At 48.3% G+C, this 21011-nt stretch carries 8 protein-coding genes; 4 read left to right on the forward strand and 4 right to left on the reverse strand.

Going from position 1 to position 21011, the window contains the following annotated elements; genetic code table 11:
* Positions 1-483: 483 nt before the first annotated feature.
* Positions 484-4782, forward strand: a complete 4299-nt coding sequence (gene fdhF / locus K0H60_RS16540; protein WP_220056410.1) for a formate dehydrogenase subunit alpha — start codon at positions 484-486, stop codon at positions 4780-4782.
* Between the two features lie 114 nt (positions 4783-4896).
* On the opposite strand, the gene K0H60_RS16545 is transcribed toward fdhF, so the two are convergent.
* From K0H60_RS16545 to K0H60_RS16560, 4 genes are all read right to left on the reverse strand, one after another.
* On the reverse strand, positions 4897-6561 hold the full coding sequence (locus tag K0H60_RS16545; protein ID WP_011718105.1) for a methyl-accepting chemotaxis protein: 1665 nt from the start codon (positions 6559-6561) through the stop codon (positions 4897-4899).
* A 135-nt stretch (positions 6562-6696) separates the two neighbouring features.
* Positions 6697-7848 (reverse strand): chromate efflux transporter, encoded by a 1152-nt coding sequence (gene chrA, locus K0H60_RS16550; protein ID WP_220056411.1) that lies wholly within the window; start codon positions 7846-7848, stop codon positions 6697-6699.
* 184 nt (positions 7849-8032) lie between these two features.
* On the reverse strand, positions 8033-13144 hold the full coding sequence (locus K0H60_RS16555; RefSeq protein WP_220056412.1) for a S8 family serine peptidase: 5112 nt from the start codon (positions 13142-13144) through the stop codon (positions 8033-8035).
* A 483-nt stretch (positions 13145-13627) separates the two neighbouring features.
* Complete coding sequence (locus tag K0H60_RS16560) at positions 13628-18745, reverse strand: S8 family serine peptidase (protein WP_220056413.1); 5118 nt, start codon at positions 18743-18745, stop codon at positions 13628-13630.
* Between the two features lie 320 nt (positions 18746-19065).
* On the opposite strand from K0H60_RS16560, the gene K0H60_RS16565 reads away from it, so the two are divergent.
* From K0H60_RS16565 to K0H60_RS16575, 3 genes are read left to right on the forward strand one after another with little or no spacing between them, the layout of a single operon-like run.
* On the forward strand, positions 19066-19881 hold the full coding sequence (locus K0H60_RS16565; RefSeq protein WP_258405757.1) for a MipA/OmpV family protein: 816 nt from the start codon (positions 19066-19068) through the stop codon (positions 19879-19881).
* Complete coding sequence (locus tag K0H60_RS16570) at positions 19871-20290, forward strand: DUF3019 domain-containing protein (RefSeq protein ID WP_220056414.1); 420 nt, start codon at positions 19871-19873, stop codon at positions 20288-20290. The genes K0H60_RS16565 and K0H60_RS16570 overlap by 11 nt, the downstream gene beginning before the upstream one ends.
* Positions 20287-21009: a response regulator transcription factor gene (locus tag K0H60_RS16575; protein WP_011718112.1), complete on the forward strand. Its 723-nt coding sequence runs from the start codon at positions 20287-20289 to the stop codon at positions 21007-21009. The genes K0H60_RS16570 and K0H60_RS16575 overlap by 4 nt, the downstream gene beginning before the upstream one ends.
* Positions 21010-21011 lie beyond the last annotated feature (2 nt).

Raw genomic sequence — 21011 nt, forward strand, 5'->3', positions numbered from 1 at the left:
CATCAAAGGAGGCGGCGATTAACAGTATTTGCAACCGCGCATTTTAACCTAACAACGGCTGTAAACCTAGGGCGTGTTGACACTTCAGGGAGATTTTATCAGCCTAAAAAGCACCGCTGGCGCCAGCAGATTAACAGACAAAGCCAAGTTAAGACTGTGATCCTACATGAAATAACCCGTTTAACGCCTCGATCAAACATAAATTTGAGCAAGCAAAACAGTGATAATCACTAAAAACCTCAAAGGATTAAGCTAGATACAGATAAATCAAATATAAAACACCAAGCAAATCACAACTTTCCACCAGCAAACCTTCATCAGCGCACAGTCTGCTACAGGTTTGTGATGACAACGGCAATTTAGCGTCAAACTTCCCCCGCCCATAAGCGTCTTCTAAAGCGCTCTAGTTATACTCAAACCCACCTTAAGCCTGCCGCTTTACGCCAATGCAGCAAGCACCCTACAAATATAAAAGGCCTTGGGATGATAGAACTTAACATCGACAATCACAGCGTCACGGCCGAGCCGAACGATAACCTATTGCAAGCGGCCCGTAAGGCAGGCATAGCCATTCCGAGTTTGTGCGATCCAACGGACGCCACACGGCAATTGGGCGCAGCTCCTAACGCCAATAAACAGGACTGCAACCTCTGCCTAGTGCAAATCGAAAATACCGATGCCAGCCTGCGCTGCGTTAAAGCCTGTGAAACACCCGCCGAAGCGGGCATGAAAGTCATCACCCAATCGGCATATTTAACCAAACAGCGCCAAGCTGCACTGAGCACAATTTTAAGTGACCACTTTGCCGATTGTGAGGCGCCCTGCCAACAGGCCTGCCCAGCGGGCGTCGATGTGCAAACTTACCTGTACCACATTGCCCAAGGCGACCATACCCAAGCCATTAAAGTCATTAAAGACACTCTGCCGCTACCGCTGTCGATTGGCCGAGTCTGCCCCGCGTTTTGCGAGAGCGAATGTCGCCGCGGCCTCGTCGATGATCCCATTGCCATTCGTCAACTTAAGCGCCACGCCGCCGATTTAGACTTGGCCGATGATGAGCAAGGCAATAGCTATCAACCAGCACGCCTCGCAGACACGGGTAAAAAGATTGCCATTATTGGCGCGGGCCCCGCTGGCTTAAGCGCGGGTTATTACCTGTCAAACCAAGGTCATAATGTTGAGATTTTTGAAACCATGCCCAAGGCGGGCGGCTGGCTGCGCTACGGGATCCCCGAATACCGTTTACCTAAGGCGATTCTCGATAAAGAAATCGAGCTGCTGTGCCGTAATGGGTTAACCATTCATACGGATACTCGCCTCGGCCATGAAATTCACTTAGCCCAGCTGGTCACCGATTTCGACGCTGTGTGCCTCGCCATCGGCGCCCAAAAAGCGGTACCGATGAACTACAAAGGCTCAGCGCTTGCGGGCTGTTACCTTGGGGTGGATTTTCTTAAGGATCATTGCCTCGATAAGCAATTGAAGTTAGGCAAAAAAGTCGCCGTGATTGGTGGCGGCAACACCGCCATCGACTGCGCACGCACCGCCGTACGCGAAGGCTGCGATGTCACCTTAATCTACCGCCGTACCCGCGCCGAAATGCCCGCCGAAGCCTACGAAGTACACGAGGCCGAAGTCGAAGGCGTAAAATTTCACTTTTTAACCAATCCCATTGAAAATCATGGCGATGCCAATGGACAGGTAGAAGCTGTCACCTTCAGCAAAATGGCGCTCGGCGAAGCCGATGCCTCGGGCAGACGCGCGCCCGTGGACACGGGAGAAACCTTTACCGAGGCCTTCGATACCGTTATCGCCGCCGTCTCCCAAGCGCCGGATCTGAGTTTTATGCAGGATCCTATGGGGCAACTCAGCCAGGGCGAACTGGCGCTGAGCCGCTGGAACACGCTAATTGGTTGTGAGCAAACCATGTCATCGGGAGTCGAAAAACTGTTTGTGATGGGCGATGCCCGCAGAGGACCTGCCACCGCCGTAGCCGCGATTGGCGATGGCCGTAAAGCGGCAATCGCTATTGATAAGATGCTAAAAATTGGCCTTAGCTGCGATTTACATGCCCATGAGTTTAACTCGGTCAAAACCATTCCCAGCGCCCTCGTTCCAAGTGCCCTTAAGCAAACCGAAACAAGCTCAAAAGCAGGGTCAACGTTTTATCCCCATACGCCGCTTCAACCCCGCTTGAAAATGCCCGAACTCACGGCGCTGCAACGGCTGCTGAATTACAGTGAAGTTGAGCTAGGTTTTCCCGCCGATGCCGCTATGCAAGAGGCGGCACGTTGTCTCGAGTGCGCCTGTCAGGCCAATACCGACTGTAAGCTGAGGGACTACGCCACGGATTACGGTGTCGAAGCCAAAAGCTTAACCACTGAAAATGCGCGACATTTCAGTGTGGATAAGAGCGCGCCCTTTATTCAATTCGATGCCAACCGCTGTATTAGCTGCGGCAAATGCGTCGATGTGTGTCAGCAGCAGAGTGGCCACTGCGCGATCCAATTTGCGAATGACTCCTACCAAGCACTGCCACAGAGCATCAGTCCTACTGAAGAACGAAGAGCCCCCAGAGTCGGCTTTAGTGCGAGCATGGCCGATAGCCACTGCGTGCAATGCGGTAACTGTGTACAGGTTTGTCCGACGGGGGCACTGGTCGATGCCCGAGATAAACGCCAAGGCGATAGCACAGAGTTAAAAACCGCCTCGACGATTTGTACTTACTGCGGCGTGGGCTGTCGTCTAGACCTTAAAATCGACCACAACGCCAATCGCATTCGTCATATCGAAGGCAATAAGGACTCGGTCGTTAACCAAGGCATGCTGTGCGTTAAGGGACGTTTTGGCTTCGATTTTATTCATAGCGACAAACGCCTCACCACACCATTAATACGTAAAAACGGCAAGTTACAACCGACTAGCTGGCCCGAAGCCATCGCCTATGTGGCAAAACGCTTAACCGAGATAAAACAAAAAGATGGCAGCAATGCCCTCGCCAGTCTCGCCTCAGCAAAAGCCACCAACGAAGATAACTTTATGCTGCAAAAGTTTGTTCGCAGTGTTCTTGGCACCAACAATATCGATCACTGCGCCCGCCTCTGCCACTCATCGACGGTAACAGGCTTGCAGCAGAGTATTGGTAGCGGCGCCATGACCAATGATATACCGAGCATTAAGGACTCGGACGTCATCTTTATCTTAGGTTCGGATACCACCTGCGCCCATCCGATTATCGCCTCAAAAATCCAGCAGGCGGTGATGCAGCACGGCGCGCGTTTACTGGTTGCCGATCCGAAGCGGGTTGGCATTGCCGAAAAGGCCGAGCTGTATGTCGCTCACAGACCGGGGACGGATGTGATGCTGCTCAACGCCATTATGGCGGAAATTATTCGCCACGATTGGCAGGATAAAGCCTATATTGCCGAGCGCACCGAAGGCATTGAGGCCCTCTATGCAGAGTTAGCCAAGGAGGATTACTCCCTCGAAAACGCAGCGCTTATCACGGGCGTAAGGGCCGAAGACATTGCCCGCCTCGCGCGTACCATAGGCACGGCCGAAAAGACCGCGGTTTACTACGCCATGGGCATCACTCAACATACGACGGGGCACGATAACGTCACCGCCATCTCTAATTTGCAGCTACTTTGCGGCAATATAGGTGTGTCAGGCGCGGGTATTAATCCACTTCGCGGCCAGAGTAACGTCCAAGGTGCCTGCGACATGGGCGCCCTACCCAACTATTTTACCGGTTACCAAAAGGTCACTGATCTTCATGCCAGAATGCGCTTCGAAAACCATTGGCAAACCCCGTTATCGGGGGAAATTGGCGTCACTGCCACCCATATGATGCACGATATTGCCAAGGGCAAAATTAAAGCCTTGTATGTGATGGGTGAGAATCCAGTGCTCAGCGATCCCGACCAAGCCCATGTGCTTAATGCATTGAGCCAAATCGAGTTTCTGGTGGTGCAGGATATCTTTTTAACCGAGACGGCCGAGCTTGCCCATGTGGTCTTACCCGCCGCCGCATTTGTGGAAAAACGCGGTCACTTTACCAATACCGAACGTCGGGTGCAGCGGCTCGAGCAGGCACTCGCCTCACCGGGTGAGGCCTTACCCGATTGGCAGATAGTGCAAGCCGTCGCTAACGCCATGGGCGCATGCTGGGACTATGCCAACGAAGAGGCCATCTGGCGCGAAATCAACGAACTTACTCCGCAGTATCGCGGCATTCGTTGGGACAGATTAAGTGCCAATGCCGAAGGTAAGATTTCTCAAGGGATTCAATGGCCTTGTCCAGATGAAACCCATCCCGGAACGCCGATTATGCATCAGAGCCAATTCACTCGAGGCTTAGGCTTATTTACGCCTGTCAGTTATCGCCTTCCCGCCGAGATGCCCTGCAACGAGTATCCGCTAACGCTCTCAACGGGGCGGCTATTGGAGCAATTCCACACGGGCACACTCACCCGTAAAACACCAGGGTTGGATTTACTCGGCGCGCCTAAGGTAATGATTTCGGTTTATGATGCGGAGCAACTGGGGATAAACAATGGCGATAAACTTCGCCTCACCACCCGTCGCGGAGAGATTGAAATCGATGCCTTTGTGACTAAACGCGCCCGGGCGGGCGTGCTGTTCCTGCCGTTCCATTTTGTGGAAGCGGCGGCGAATAAGCTCACTATCAATGCCTTAGATCCTGTGGCTTATATTCCCGAATACAAGGTCTGTGCGGTCAGAGCTGAAAAGGTGATAGCAAAGGTGAGTGAAACAGCTTAAGGCTTACACATAGAGCGCCGTGCAAGGGATAGATCCATCGCTGGATATAAAAAACGGGAGACATTGTCTCCCGTTTTTATTAGCTAACTTAATTAACTTGTTTAATTAGATGAGTTAAATCTTAAACTGCCCCACCAACTTACCGAGGTTAATCCCTTCCTGAGACACGGTTTGACTCACCTTGGCCGCATCTTCACTGGAATGCAGTAGCTCGTTAACGATCTCTTGGATGGCATAAACGTTACGGTTAATTTCTTCGGTCACAGAGCTTTGCTCGGTCGCCGCCGTCGCAATTTGAGTACTCATATCATTAATCGCGGTCACCGCCGATGTCACAGAGCCTAAGCTCTCGGAAATAGCGCGGGAAGAATCCACCGAACGCACGCAGCTCTGCTGGCTCTCGTCCATGGTTTTAACTGCGACAGAGACTAACTTATGTAGCTCAGAGAGCATTTCGTTGATTTCTAAGGTACTTGCCTGAGTACGGCTGGCAAGATTACGCACTTCATCGGCCACCACGGCAAAACCACGACCCTGTTCACCAGCGCGGGCCGCTTCAATCGCCGCGTTAAGGGCCAGCAGGTTAGTTTGCTCAGCGATGCCGCCAATCACAGACAACACACTGTTAATCTTTTGCGATTGCTCGCTTAAGGATTTAATACTGCCCGCAGCATTGTTGATTTGCGACATGAGTCCGGCAATCTCTTCGAGCGAGGCATCGACGCAGCGCTGGGCATTGGCCACATCCCCTGTAGCGGCTTGAGTCGCCTCGGCCACTTGGGTGGTATTTTGTGCCACTTCACTCGCGGTGGACGACATCTCGGTAATAGCCGTCACCACTTGGTCTGTCTCGTTATTGTGGCTCAGCAGCTGGCTCGACATCACTTTGGTTTGGTCGTGAATCGCATTGGCGGCGGATTTCACCTTAGCCGTGGCGTTTGCCACATCGCCGATAATGGTTTGCAGCTTATCGACGAACAAGTTAAAGGCTTGACCTAACTGAGCAATTTCATCCTCGCCCTTCACGCTTAAGCGTTTGGTTAAGTCACCTTCACCCTTAGCGATATCATTCAGACTGTCCGCCATATTCTTAATCGGCACCACCATACGATGGGCGGCGACCATGATGATAAAGGCCGTGATCCCCGTCAGCACTAAGGCGATTAATAGGATCATGAAGGACTTATCGGCCATTTGTTCGGTCACGGTTTGGCGGTAATCCTCGACTACGGCTTCGATATCGTCGATATAAGCCCCTGTACCTAGCATCCAGTCAGTACCTGGAACCATCATCACATAGCTAATCTTCTCGATTTGCTCGTTAGTATTGGGCTTTTGATAGTAATAGGAAAAGTTACCGTCGCCACGTTTGGCCGCATCCAGCAAACCAACGATGATCTTAGTACCGCGAGGGTCGGTCATATCGATTTTGTTTTGCCCTTCAAGATTAGGCATCAAGGCGTGGAAAATGTTTTTGCCTTGGGAATCATAAATAAAGAAATAACCCGCGCTGCCAAAACGAATATCACGCAGGGCTTGGTTCACATTGCCTTGGTCTTTCAATGACAGTTGATATTGCACAATCCCTGCAGCAATTTCGGTCGCTTCTTTGATTTGTTGTTTACGTTCGCCCACCAATTTCGTTCTAAAGGTCACCACTTCTTCCGCGAGAGATTCCTGCTCGACGTAGTAGGAAACGGTCATCAGCACTAATAAGGTCAAGATTAGGGGGAACAAAGACAACAGCAGTAGTTTATTACGCAGGCTTAAATTCGACATGCTTGCTTACTCCAGGGTGATCGAGCTTATATCTTTTTATATTTATGAAGTATAGCCAAAACAGTGCAACATCTTTGCGTTTAACTTAACAAATATCGTATTAATTTCAGGCACCAGCTTTAGGAAGTCATTCGCTTAACCAAGTAATATCAATCCGATACCACACAGGCTAAAGCCTAAAACCAATAGCAGCATCTGCGGTTTGAAGAGCTTTAACGCACCAAAACCGAGCAAGACTATGGCCATATCTACACCAGATAACACCCCTTGGGTAAACACGGGTTGGTATAGCGCCGCCGCGAGTAATCCCACCACACAGGCGTTGACACCGGCAAGCATACCGGCAATCTTGGGTCTGGCGGCAATTGCATGCCAACTCTTTAAGCCCACCAGCATCAATAAAAATCCCGGCAAGAAGATAGCTAGAGTTGCGATAATCGCGCCGACAAAGGGATTATCTAGCATCATTTCGGCGCCAAGGAAGGTCGCAAAGGTGAACATAGGCCCAGGTACGGCTTGGGCAAAGGCGTAGCCAGTGAGGAAGCGATCGCTACTCAGAGAATCGCCGACCGCCGTCTCAAGCAATGGCAGCACCACATGACCGCCACCGAAAACCAAGCTGCCAGCGCGATAAAACTCACCGAAGATCCCAGCTTCAGCGCCAAGACTTAAGGCAAAAAAACTCCCCACAAACAAGGCGATAAATATGCCTAAGCTCAAGTAATTCAAGCGAATGGGTTCAGTTTTTTGAGGCTCGCTCTCGGTTGCACTCAAGAATGATAAGCCTAAAAGCGCGGCAAGGATTAACAACGCAATTTGGATCCACAAGAACGGGAAAATCAGTATGCTCGCGGCGCTGCCAAGCATCAATAAGCGCGCGGTTTTGCGCTGACAAAACTGGCTGAACATCGCCAGCACAGCATCCGCAACCACGACCACAGCCAACAGTTTTAAGCCATGGACTATGCCCTGCATATAATTGTTACCTAACCAAGCGGCGGTGGTTACGGCCAGCAGATACATTAATACAAAAGAAGGCAAAGTAAATCCGGCAAAGGCGGCTATGGCGCCGAGCAGTCCCCCCCTATGGTAACCAATGGCAAAACCGACCTGACTCGAACCGGGTCCCGGCATAAATTGGCTTAAAGCCACTAAGCTGGCATAACGTTTATCATCGAGCCAACCGAGTTCGTTGACAAAGGTTTGTCGAAAATAGCCGATATGCGCCGCAGGCCCACCAAAACTCATCAGCCCAAGGGTTAAAAAACGTAAGAATATCTGCAGCATATGCTTTGCCTTTCGATACATAAAGTAAGCGAGATTATGCCATTAAAAAGACAATTTGATGAAAAGGAAATACTGTTACAGCGAAAGAGCGTTAAGCCATAGAAACAAAAAAGCCGGCAAAATCCATTTGCCGGCATCCTAAATTCAGGATAAATATCAATTGACTAGGAAGTTAAACCCATGATTAGTGAGTTTTTCTTCTTCTGATCAATGCCCCGAGAGCCAGTAGCATAGATAAACCACCTAATGCACCACCGCTATCTTTATTGATGTCAGGGTCAGGTGTTACAGGTGGCGTAGTCGGCTCAACACCATCGGACTCAACGGTCAGCATAAAGCTAGTGCTCGCTGCATCAGCGGGGTTTTCCACATCACTCACAGTCACTGTGACTTCTACGTCGCCGTGGAAGTTAGCTTCTGGTGTAATAGTGATGCTTGAACCTGAAGTATTGCCATTCACTACAGCGCTGATGTGCTCACCCGTTACGGTGATCTTATTCACGCTGTTTTGCTCGTCGGCATAAATGACTTTCAAGCCTTCTAAGCGAGTGTTTTCAGCAATCGTTTGGTTAGCAATGCGAGCCACAGTGATGTTACTTGGTACTGTGACTGTGCGTGACATGCTGATGTTCGCCATACCATCCACCTGACTTACCGCATCCACAGTTAAGGCTTTACCTGATGCATTTGTCGCGACTTTAGTCCAAGCTGTCACTTCAAATTGAGATGACTCTGGGCCAACGTAGTCATAACAAACAACTAAACCGTTGCGGATCTTATCCTTCAGGCCGTTCCAAGCGTATTGCTCACCTTTATAGCCACCTGCAGGGCCTAATCTTGATAATGCACCTTTGAAGCCCTGTAGACCGATAGAACCACGGTCATCTTGACTACCAAAGTCGATATTATCGTAGGCCATGATCAGCTCGTATTCACCATCGCCAAAGCGGGTGTTTACGTTGAATAGCAATTCGAAATCGAAACGGTCATCACGTTCTTCCCACTGATAAACACCTTGAGCATTTCTATCTAATTGCTTGTAAGAACGCGCATTATCGTACTCGATAATCCCCCAACCACTTGATGTACTGCCCACAGAGATACCGGCAATTTCATCGCTGGTCACCACTAACGGCACACTCAGCATATCTTGAACGGTAAATTTGTAGTCATATGCACGCCACAACACTCCAATACTTGCCCATGGAGCATTGTTGTACGGGAAGATGTCATGGTATGGGAAGAAGATCTTCTCATTGTATAAGTTGATAATACCTGTACCCAAAAGCTGCAGAGAGTTGTTATTCCAAATGTTCATCTCTTCCGCGTTGTTATACAGGTGGTAACCGGTATAGTCACCGCCAAACAGTGTGCTGATTGGTATCTGCACGCCAGTTTGGTAGTTGATCATATTGTTGCTCCCCGTAGGTGCTCTACCGGTTGCTTCATTAATGATCGTTGGCTGGAAACCGCTGTAGCTTGGGTAGATACCGAACTCTTCTAAATCAACATAACCACCAGGGTTACTGTTACCAAAGTTTGGTGTACGACACAGTGGGTCATCATCGCTTGTGGTGATGTTGTAGTGGGCATAATCACCTAGAGTATTCGGTTGCACACCGCTAATCGTCAGCTTTTTACCTTCAACTTTAATATCCTTAACAATAGCGCTTGATGAGCTATACACATCTTCAGCTTTCAAAGTTAAGCCTTCAGGGATATTCGCTTCGATAGTAAATGCACGGTCTGCACCCGATTCGTTAGGCTGTACTTGGAAGGTAAATGGTAATTGTTGACCTACTAATGCCTTAGTTTGAGTGACGTCTAGATTAACGTCATCCACACCACGAATAAGCTTAAAGGATACTTTACCGATGTTACCCGCGTTCACTGCAGAGGTTCCAAAATCGACTAACGAGTAGTAAATATCACCCTCGCTCATTTCTGGCATATCCCAGTTTACGTTGATAGCAACAGCATCAGTACCATTGCTTACAGGGACTTCAATGCCCATGTTGCTGGCAACTTGGTCGCTAACAACGGTCGTGGCATATTGGAATGTTTCCATCACGCCAGCATTATAATTATCTGAAGAAGAACCTTTTCTTGGGTTATAGAAAATAGCCCAATAAGTGCCTTCATCCGGTTCGTTAATATTACAGAAGTTGTTATACACACCGTCGTTAGACACACATAGGATTTCTTCTAGCGGGTCGGCTTGGCCGTTACCGTTGTAGTCCTTACCAACATAGATAAGAATATTGCCTTTATCCCATTCGCCATCAAATGGGGACGACACTTTCCCTAATGTTTCAACAATCAGACGACGGCTGCCAGCCGGCACGTCAATCATCTCAACCTTGGTCGCTTCGTCGACACGTTTAGTAATATCAGTGCTTGCATCCGCATTACTACTCCAAGGGAAGATACTTTCATCATCCTTTGGCAAAGTTGCCGTTTTCACTTCTGCTTTCACAGGTTCAAAAATACGACCATGAATGCTATCACCTTCAGGTAAATTAATACCTTTAATCACAGCACTGGCGTTATTACGGTGTGCCGTAGTTTGTAGGTTTGATGGCATATCGTTGTTGTCGTACTTAAACACGATTGGCCAATGGGCTTCAGGGGCATTATTGCTGGTTTCACTGAAAATCAAGTTCGAATGCAACTCAACTTCGGCGTTACTGAATGGATCTTGGGTATCCATGATTGACGCTTCAATCACGATATCCATAGATTCACCCGCTTTGAGGGTAAACTCGCTTGGAGAAGCTTTAATGGTCACACCGTTTTGAACAGCCTGATTCTGAGAATCCACGTTCCAGTTGACCACATCACCGTTAGTCACACTCCAAGAACCGTCTTTAGTCGCACGAATAGTACGGATCCATTGGCACTTAGGCTTACATTCAAAGTTAACTAACTGTGGGATGTTCAGCTTGTGTACCACACCACCGTTATTTGGGTCGGCCGCTTTGAAGTTATCGATGGTTTCATCCATCACAAAACCTGCGTTAACTGCGTTTTTCACGTTAATACGGCCAGTACCCGCACGGTAGGTTGACGCGAGTTCAACATCACCTGTAGCAGCGTTCAAACGACGATATTGAACTTTGTTCTCTGTCGTCATCGCCAGAGCAGACTGAACTTCAGTCGCAGTCCATGTTGGATGTGCTTGACGAATCAATGCCAAAGAACCCGCAACGTGTGGCGATGCCATTGAAGTACCGCTGATCATCGCAAAATCGCTTGACGGAGAAGTCGTATCAAACGGATGTTCGTCGGCATAAGCTGCGAAGATATCCACGCCAGGGGCCGCAACCGCAGGAATTAGCGCTTCTGGAGTAGAAGTACTTGGACCACGTGATGAGAATGGTGCTAACCAATCAGCTTTAGATGAATCGATACGGCGTTCGATGTCAGTCGCTGTAATGGTTAACTCATGGCCAGTACCTTTTCTTAACCAAGTGAATAGACCACCGCTGTTAGAAGTACCCCAATTCTCTTGGGTGATATGAATAGACGGCACTGAATAAGATACCGCAGGGACAATTGCTTCACCCGCCGCATAGTTATACAGGATCATACCATCGGCGCCGCCAGCCTTGACGTTATCAGCTTTCACGCTACGGGCAATGCCTGTGGTGCTAGAAGTACTGTTACGACGACAGGCAACAATCACGTTCTCATCGGTAGGATTGCCATCGGCATCCTTCCAAACGAAGGTATCGGCAGCGAATTCATTGGCGCAGTATTCATCACCATAACTTGAAGCCATCACTACATGACCAGTCACAGATTCGTTGTTAATCACACCACCGGTGATTTCAGTCCAAGTTGGAACTGTTGAACCACCAATTGGATTCACCAGTTTAGTGGTAATATCAACAACGCGATCGTGGGTCGTGGCCGCAGCACTTAATAACCATGGAGAAGAATGGTCAATTTTACCAAAATATTCTGCTGCACCATTGTATTGGCCTGAGTTACCCGCTGCTACCGCAACGGAGATACCGGCTTCGCGGGCAGCAAGGAATGCTAATTCAACATCGCTTGCCCAAGGATTTGACTCCTGACCACCGATAGAGAAGTTGATCACATCAACACCATCTTTAATCGCGTCTTCAATACCGGCGACTAAGGCTTCACCAGGACAACCAGCACCAATATGATTGTCGGGATAACACACTTGGTAGGAAATGATGTTGGCGTGGGGTGCAACACCGCTGATACGTGGGAATAAGCCAGCTTTAATCACTCGACCATCGGAAGCTTCGGTGTCACTCACACCAGCAAGGTAATCAACGTTTAACAGTACGTTACCCGCCGCAGTTGAAGCAGTGTGTGAGCCGTGACCTTGGTAATCCTCACCTACAGCCGGACGAGTAACACCATAATTACCGTTGATGAAGTTATCGGTAATGATTGGGTAAGAACGCACACCGATTAACTTATCGTTACATAGGGTTTCAAAACCAGCCTTAGTACAGTCACCGACGAAGGTACCTGTTCCCCAAGGGTTGATGTGTTTATAACCATCATCGCCTTGTACGGCGAATGAACGGTGATCCGTGTTTACACCGGTATCTATGATACCCATGATAACGCCTTCACCTTGATAAGGCAGACCATCAGGAGTCGATTCACCAGTCCAAATTTTATCAGCTTGGATCAGCTGAGGACCCGCATCTGACTGTAATGAGTAGATCTTTGATAAACGAACTGAAGCAACATTAGGCAGCTCTGCAACACGCAGCGCTTCTTCCTGCGTCATGGCGATAGAGAAACCGTTTACCGCGTTAGTAAACTGTTGGCGAACATGACGCGCACCTACATTAGACCGAATATCAGCCAAAACTTGCTTTTGGCTGTTTAGCAGTTGAGTGCGGTAGTTTTGTATTGCACGGTTTGCAGGTTGACCAGCCACAAACAATTTAGAAGATTGTACCCTTCTCGCGGAAGCGTTAGCCGTGCCTAACAGCTCTGCACTCACCTGCGCCAATGGCTTTTGATTCAAGCGGACAATATAAACTTGCTCGCCAGTCAAGCCTTCCTCGTATTGAAACTTCTGACTTTGAGGATTGATTTGAATGTTGAGACCCACGCCTTGAGCATTTTCAGAGGCTTTGATTTGCTCAGCGTTTAATTCATTGATCTGTTGAGGTGTTAACTGCAAACCTTTAATTTTTTGTACTTGGTTCTTATGTACATCGCCAATGCTTGCAGCAGCCTGCATAGCACCAGCACCATAAAGGGCGGCAGCAACAGTGTAAGTTATTAACTTCAGCTTCACTTTGCTTCTCCATTATTGTTGTAGTTGGTCATTTATCACACGACCTAACTGCCTGGTGGCGCCCTAATCTAAACACCAACGAATTAAAACACTCAGCACTTTGACGTAACATTTTGTACACAAAAACAAAGCTAAATAGGAAACTTTTGGCAAACAAACAATAGCGACTCAGTATTTTTCTTTGAAAAACATCAAATAAAAACAAAACATATCGATTACAAACGAAGAATCAGAGAATCACACTAAGCCAAAATCTTAGACATTGTTTTAATTGTTATTTTTGTATCAAAAGCAATTAAGTAATGAGATATATCAGGCTGGCAGAGAGAATAAACCGAAATACAATAAACCAGAGTAGGTATGGATTGAACCATCACACTGTCGTTTCGAATAGAATCACAAAACAAAAAAGCCGGCAAAATCCATTTGCCGGCATCCTAAATTCAGGATAAATATCAATTGACTAGGAAGTCAAACCCATGATTAGTGAGTTTTTCTTCTTCTGTTCAATGCCCCGAGAGCCAGTAGCATAGATAAACCACCTAAAGCACCACCACTGCTTTCTTCAGACGGTGTTTCTGGTGTAGTCGGTGTTACAGGCGCTGTCGGTTCAACACCATCGGATTCGACGGTCAGCATAAAGCTGGTGCTCGCTGCATCGGCTGGGTTTTCCACATCACTCACAGTCACTGTGACTTCTACGTCGCCGTGGAAGTTAGCTTCTGGTGTAATAGTGATGCTTGAACCTGAAGTGTTGCCATTTACCACAGCGCTGATGTGCTCACCCGTTACGGTGATCTTATTCACGCTGTTTTGCTCGTCGGCAAACACAACCTTCAGACCTTCTAAGCTCGTGTTTTCCGCAATCGTTTGGTCGGCAATCGCACCAATACTGATGTTAGAGGGCACAGTCACGCTGTGGCTCATATTGATATCAGCCATACCATCGACTTGGCTAACCGCATCAACCGTCAGCACTTGGCCGGCAGCAGTGTTTTTAACTGTCGTCCAAGCCGTCACTTCAAATTGTGATGACTCTGGGCCAACGTAGTCGTAACAAATCACAAGACCATTGCTGATTTTGTCCTTCAGGTTATCGAAGGCGTATTGCTCACCGAGATATTTCTGCAGTGGGCCATAGGCATATAGACCGCCTTGGAAGCCTTGCAGACCGATAGAGCCACGACCATCTTGTGAACCGAAGTTGATATTGTCGTAGGCCATCATCATCTCGTACTCACCGTCACCGAAGCGGGTGTTCACGTTGAAGATAAGCTCGAAGTCGAATCTATCGTCCTTCTCTTCCCATTGGTAAACACGGTTTGCATCGTATCCTAATGGCTTGTAAGAACGAGCATTATCGTATTCCAAGATACCCCACCCCGTTTGAGTACTCGCGATAGAGATACCCGCACGTTCAGCTAATGTATTAACCAATGGCGCACTCAGAATATCTTGAGTCGCACCGGCACCTAGGCCAAATCCACGCCACAACATACCGATAGCAGCGTATGGGAAGCTGTTGTACGGGAAGATGTCATGGTACGGATAGAAGAATGGCTGCCCTTGGAATAGGGACACAATACCGTGGCCACGAATATCCAGTGAGTTTTGTTTATAGATGTTGATTTGGTCTTGGTTGTTATACAGGTGGAAACGATCATAAGTACCACCAAACACAGTGCTAATCGGTAAGGTAATACCGTTGCGATATAGGATGTTATTATCCTTACCGCTCAACGCTTTACCATTAGAACCATACTCAACAGGCGCAAAACCACTGAAGATTGGGTAGATAGCAAACTCTTCTAAGTTCACATAACCGCCCGGCTTCTTGTTACCAAAGTTTGGCGTGCGGCACATAGCGTCATCAATGTTAGTGGTGACGTTGTAACGTGGCTCAAGATCGCGGGTATCGGGTTGAATACCACTGATAGTCAGCTTGCCATTTTCCAGTTTCACATCCTTAACGATGGCACTCGAAGAAGTCAGTACATCTTCAGGGCGCAGGCTTAATCCAGCCGGAATGTTCGCAACTATGCTAAATGCACGGTCAACACCGGTATCGTTAGGTTGTACCTCGAAGGTAAATGGAATCTGGTCACCCGCTACCGCCGCCGTTTGGGTGGCGTCTAAGTGCACATCATCGATGCCGCGCTCGAGTTTAAAGGCGACTTTACCAATGTTCCCCGCGTTCACCTCTGAGGTTCCGAAGTCCAGTAACGAGTAATACACGTCACCTTCTTTCATCTCTGGCATATCCCAATTGACTTTAATATCAACAGGATCGCGACCATTGCTCGCAGGTACTTCAACACTCATATCGCTGGCAACTTGGTCCATTACAACTGTCGTTGCATATTGGAAGGTTTCTTCCAGCGCATTGTGATAGTTGTTCGCCGCTGAGCCTTTTCTTGGGTTGTAGAACAACGCCCAATATTGACCTTCTTCTGGTTGGTTAATGTTACAGAAGTTGTTGTATTGGATGTGGTTAGACACACAGAGCAGTTCTTCGAAAGGATCGGCCTTACCGTTACCGTTATAGTCCTTACCGACGTAAACGATTAGGTTACCTTTATCTAATGTCGCGCTGAGATCTGACTGAGTCGTACCGAAGGACTCAACGATTAAACGGCGCGCATTAGCTGGTACATCAATCATTTCCACATGGGTGGCTTCGTCAATACGCTGATCCATCGGGATCGTTAAATCGGTATTGCTTGCCCAAGGGAAGTTACCATCGTCATCCTTTGGCAGCACCACGGTTTTCACATCCGCTTTCACTGGGCTGAAAATACGACCATGGATGTTGTCACCTTCAGGTAAATCGATACCTTTGATCACAGTATTGGCATCATTACGGTGAGCCACTGCGCTTAAGCGTCCTGGCATGCCGTTTTTGTCGTATTTAAAGACCACAGGCCAGTGCGCCTCTGAGGCTTTGCCGCTCGCTTCGGTGAAGATCAGGTTTGAATGCAGTTCAACTTCGGCGTTACTGAACCAATCTTGAGTATCCATGATTGATGCTTCAACCACGATATCCATGGTCTCGCCCGCCGCTAAGGTAAACTCGCTTGGTGACACCTTAATAGACACACCGTTTTGGACTAACTGTGAACGTGAATCCACGCTCCAGTTGATCACATCACCGTTAGTGACACTCCAAGTACCGTCTTTAGTCGCCTTAATGGTACGGATCCATTGACACTTAGGCTTACATTCGAAGTTCACTAATTGTGGGATGTTCAGCTTATGAACAGCGCCACCATTGTGTGGATCCGCCGCTTTAAAGCGCTCTACGGTTTCATCCATCACAAAGCCCGCATTCACCGCATTGGCCACGTTGATGCGGCCAGTACCCGCACGGTAAGTTGAGGCTAAAGCCACATCACCATTCTTGTCATCCAAGCGATAGTATTGCACTTTGTTTTCAGCAGTCATCGCCAATGCCGATTGGATTTCAGTTGCACTCCAACTTGGCTGAGCTTGGCGTAACAAGGCCATCGAACCCGCCACGTGTGGCGATGCCATTGAAGTCCCGCTTAAGAAGGCAAAGTCACCCGATGCAGGTGAACCACTAAATGGATGCTCATCGGCAAAGGCCGCATAGATGTTCACACCAGGCGCCGCAACCGCAGGGATCAACGCTTCTGGCGTCGATGGGCTTGGGCCACGAGAGGAGAATGCCGCTAACCAATCTGCACGCTCTGGGTCGATAGTGCGTTCGATGGTCGTGCCAGAAATGGTCAGCATGTGGTAGTTACCTTTTGCCAGCCAATCACTTAAGCCATAACCTGCCATGCCGTTATCATAACGACCGTCCCATTCTTCCTTAGTAATATGGATACTTGGGATAGAGTAAGAAGCCGTAGGCACCAGCGCATCGCCGTTCGCATAGTTATACATGATCATGCCATCGGCGCCGCCCGCTTTGATGTTGTCCGCCTTCACGGAACGCGCAATACCGGCAGTGTCTGATAAGCTGTTACGCTTACAAACCACAATCACGTCGGTTGGATTACCGTCGCCATCTTTCAGGTCAAAGGTACCGGCAGGGAAAGGTTTAGCACAGTATTCATCACCAAAGGTTTTAGCGTTAACCACCATACCCGTGACTGGTGCCGCGTTGATCGTGCCGCCGACAATTTCGCTCCATTTTGGTGTTTCGCTGCCGCCCATAGGGTCAATCAGCTTAGTCGTGATTTCAACTTCACGAGCGTGGGTGCTGGCCGCTACGTTCATTAACCAAGGTGATGCGTGGTCAATCAGACCAAAATATTCTTTATAACCCGCTGGTTGGCCTGAGTTACCCGCCGCCACTGCGACAGAAATACCGGCTTCGCGAGCAGATAAGAAGGCTAATTCCACATCATCTACCCAAGGGTTTGAATCTTGGCCACCGATGGAGAAGTTGATGACATCAACGCCATCGTTAATCGCATCTTCAATACCGGCAATCAGCGCCTCACCTGGACAACCTGCATTCAGCTGGTTATCCGGATGACACACTTGGTAAGCGACGATGTTCGCATGGGGCGCGACACCACTCATGCGCGGGAACAGATTCGGTTTAATCACAGCGCCATCGGAAACGGCTTTGCCACCTTCTGGGCTAACATAATCCACATCCAGCAGCACGTTACCCGCTGCGGTTGAGGCAACGTGTGAACCGTGGCCTTGATAGTCTTCACCTACGGCAGGGCGAGTTGCCCCATAGGCACCGCTGGTAAAGTTATCGGTAATAACTGGGTATGAGCGAACGCCAATTAACTTGTCGTTACACATGGTCTCAAAACCGCTCTTGGTACAGTCACCTACGTAGTTACCGGCGCCCCAAGGGTTGCTGTGCTTATAACCATCGTCACCGACAGCGGCAAATGAGCGGTGATCTGAGTTAATCCCGGTATCGACGATACCAACAATAATCCCCTCACCTTTGTAAGGCACGGCCTCTGTCGCTTCACCCGACCAAATCTTATCGGCTTGGATAAGCTCAGGGCCCGCATCCGAGAATAGCTCATAGTTTTTCGAGCGACGCACCGATGACACATTGGCTAATTGAGACACGCGCTGCGCCTCTTCCTGTGTCATCGCCATCGAGAAACCGTTCACCGCATTAGTAAATTGTTGGCGAACTTGGCGCGCACCGACGGTCGATTGAATGTCAGCGATCACTTGTCTTTGGCTATCGAGTAAGCGGCTACGGTAGTTCTTTACTGCACTACTTGCAGGTTGTCCGGCAACGAATAATTTTTGGCTTGACGATTTCGCAACGGTTTTGCTGGCGTTGCTGCTAGCAAACAGTTCCGTACTCACTTGTGCCAGTGGTTTTTGGTTTAAGCGAACGATGTAGATCTGCTCACCGGTCAAACCTTCCTCATATTCGAATTTGTTAGCTTGAGGGGTAATTTGAAGGTTGAGTCCAACCCCTTGTGCCGAATCATCGATCTCGGCTTGGGGAGCATTTAACTTTGCAATTTGTTCTGGTGTTAACTGCAAACCTTTAAGTTGATGTACATCGCCTATGCTAGCAGCAGCCTGCATAGCACCAGCACCATAAAGGGCGGCAGCAATAGTACAAGTTAGTATTTTAAGCTTCACTTTGCTTTCTCCATTATTGTTATCGCAAGCCGTTTATCACGGACAAGCTGCCTAGCGGCCAACCATCTAAGCACTCAAGCTGGAGAAAACAGCAACACTTTTACGTAGCATTTTGTACAACTTATTAACACGCCAAGAACACATTGATTACACAAAAGCTTACCGACAAAGATGTAGCATTTTGTAGCACTATGAATAATTATGCTTAAATTCTGTGAACAAAATGATAGGCTGAGGCTCGTCTTAATGCGGTTTAGCAATGCATTTAAACAACATTGGGGATTATCTAAGAAGTGACAGTTAACGTCAGAAAACAATGTTTGCCGCTCGTACTACTACTGAGTTGGTGCACCACACTGCAAGCTAAAGAAATTGAAACAGTTTCCGCCGGAGACTGGCAGATTTCCCTTGCAGCAGGTTATGGCGCACTCGAAAACCCAAGGGCAAAAGTTGAAAATATCAACACTTGGATACTGCCCACTTGGTATTACTACGGTGAGAACTTTTATGTCGAAAACTTCACCTTAGGTTATAGCCTGTACGAGTCAGAGAGCTTTATTGTCGACCTACAGACGCGTTTTAATGAGGACGGATTTTTCTACGAATTCGATGGACTGAATAAACTATTACTGAGTGATATTTTAGGTTATACCCCAGTGAAGCAGCCCATCAATCCTAAAGTCGTCAAATTCGAGGAAATTGAACGCAATCTTTCCTACCTAGGTGGACTCAATGCCACTTGGGTGACGCCCTATCTCGATATCAGCCTAGGTTACTTCCACGATATTACCGGCGTTCACCAAGGTAACGAGATCCAGCTTAGGCTCAAACGCAGTCAGGCGTTTTCATGGGGGGCGCTCGGCTTTGAGATTGGGGCAATTCGCAAGAGTGAAAACCTCGTCGGCTACTACTATCAGCTCACTAAAGAGGAAGAAGGCCCGCTGCGAACCAAATATCAACCCTCAGCCGCCATCAATTACCATGCCCGCAGCGTGGTCAATGTGCCCATTTTCGACAGCGTTAATTTTGTGGCTATACTCGAATATACTTGGTTAGGACAAGAAATCACTGACAGCGTATTGATAGATAAAGCTGGCTATGTTTCTGGATTTGTTGGAATTAGCTATGACTTCTAAGGCATACCATTCCAATTCGCTGTGGCTCACCTACTGCACCTATTGCAGCTTAATTATCGCCTGTTTCGTCAGCCTATCTTGCCTTGCCGACGAACTGAGGATCACGCCAAATACCTGTGCAGTGACACTAGAAAAGCCCGACTGTCACTTAGACTTACTGATTGAATATCAATCGGATATTCCGCAATCACTCTGTGTATGGCTCACGACAGAAACCGTTGCTATCGCCTGCTTTCAAGATAGGCTCGATTTTAAATACCAAATACAACTGACCTTAGCGAAAGATACCTTGTTCGAACTCAGGGATCCCAAAAACAATAGCTTAGTAACCACTGCATTAGTCAAAGTCGCTAAGTTTGAACCCGCCAACCCCAGAAGACGTCGTGGACTGAACTGGAACTTATTATGACAAGCGCGCCAATGCCTGAACCCTTATCGCAAATCCTGTTAATTGAAGACGACCAACCCCTTGCCGAACTGGTCTGCACTTATTTAACCCAAGAAGGTTACAAGCTTATCCATTTAGATAATGCCGAAGACGCGCTGATCCGCCGGGATACCGATGAGTTTGACCTGATCATTTGCGATGTCATGCTGCCAGGGCAAGATGGTTTTAGTATTTACCCGCAGTTAGCCGCGAGTTATCCCTGCCCGATTATCTTCCTGACGGCGCTCGATAATCATGCCGACCAAATTCGAGGATTAAATCTTGGCGCCTGCGATTATTTGCTCAAACCCGTAGTGCCGCCTTTACTGCTGGCGCGGATTAAGGCCAATCTGCGCAAACAGCAATCCAGCAGTAGCCGCAGTAAACTTAAGTTACACGACCTATTTTTAGACCCCAACCTACAGCAAGTAAATCTGGGGGATGAAGCCTTATCTTTTACCACTAAGGAGTTTTCACTGCTGTGGATCTTCGCCCTGCACGCCGGCAAAGTGCTGTCGCGGGAGTTTTTATTCGAACAACTCGTGGGCCGCGAATATGATGGTTTAGACAGGGCTATCGACTTAAAAATCAGCCGCCTACGTAAACGTTTAGATGAGCTGAATGTACCGGGACTGGCCATAACGACTATTCATGGGAAAGGTTATTTATTCAATTACTTGCCAACCCAAGGTCGGACCTAATC

This window comes from Shewanella mangrovisoli, from assembly GCF_019457635.1.
In the GTDB taxonomy this organism is placed as follows: Bacteria; Pseudomonadota; Gammaproteobacteria; order Enterobacterales; family Shewanellaceae; genus Shewanella; species Shewanella mangrovisoli.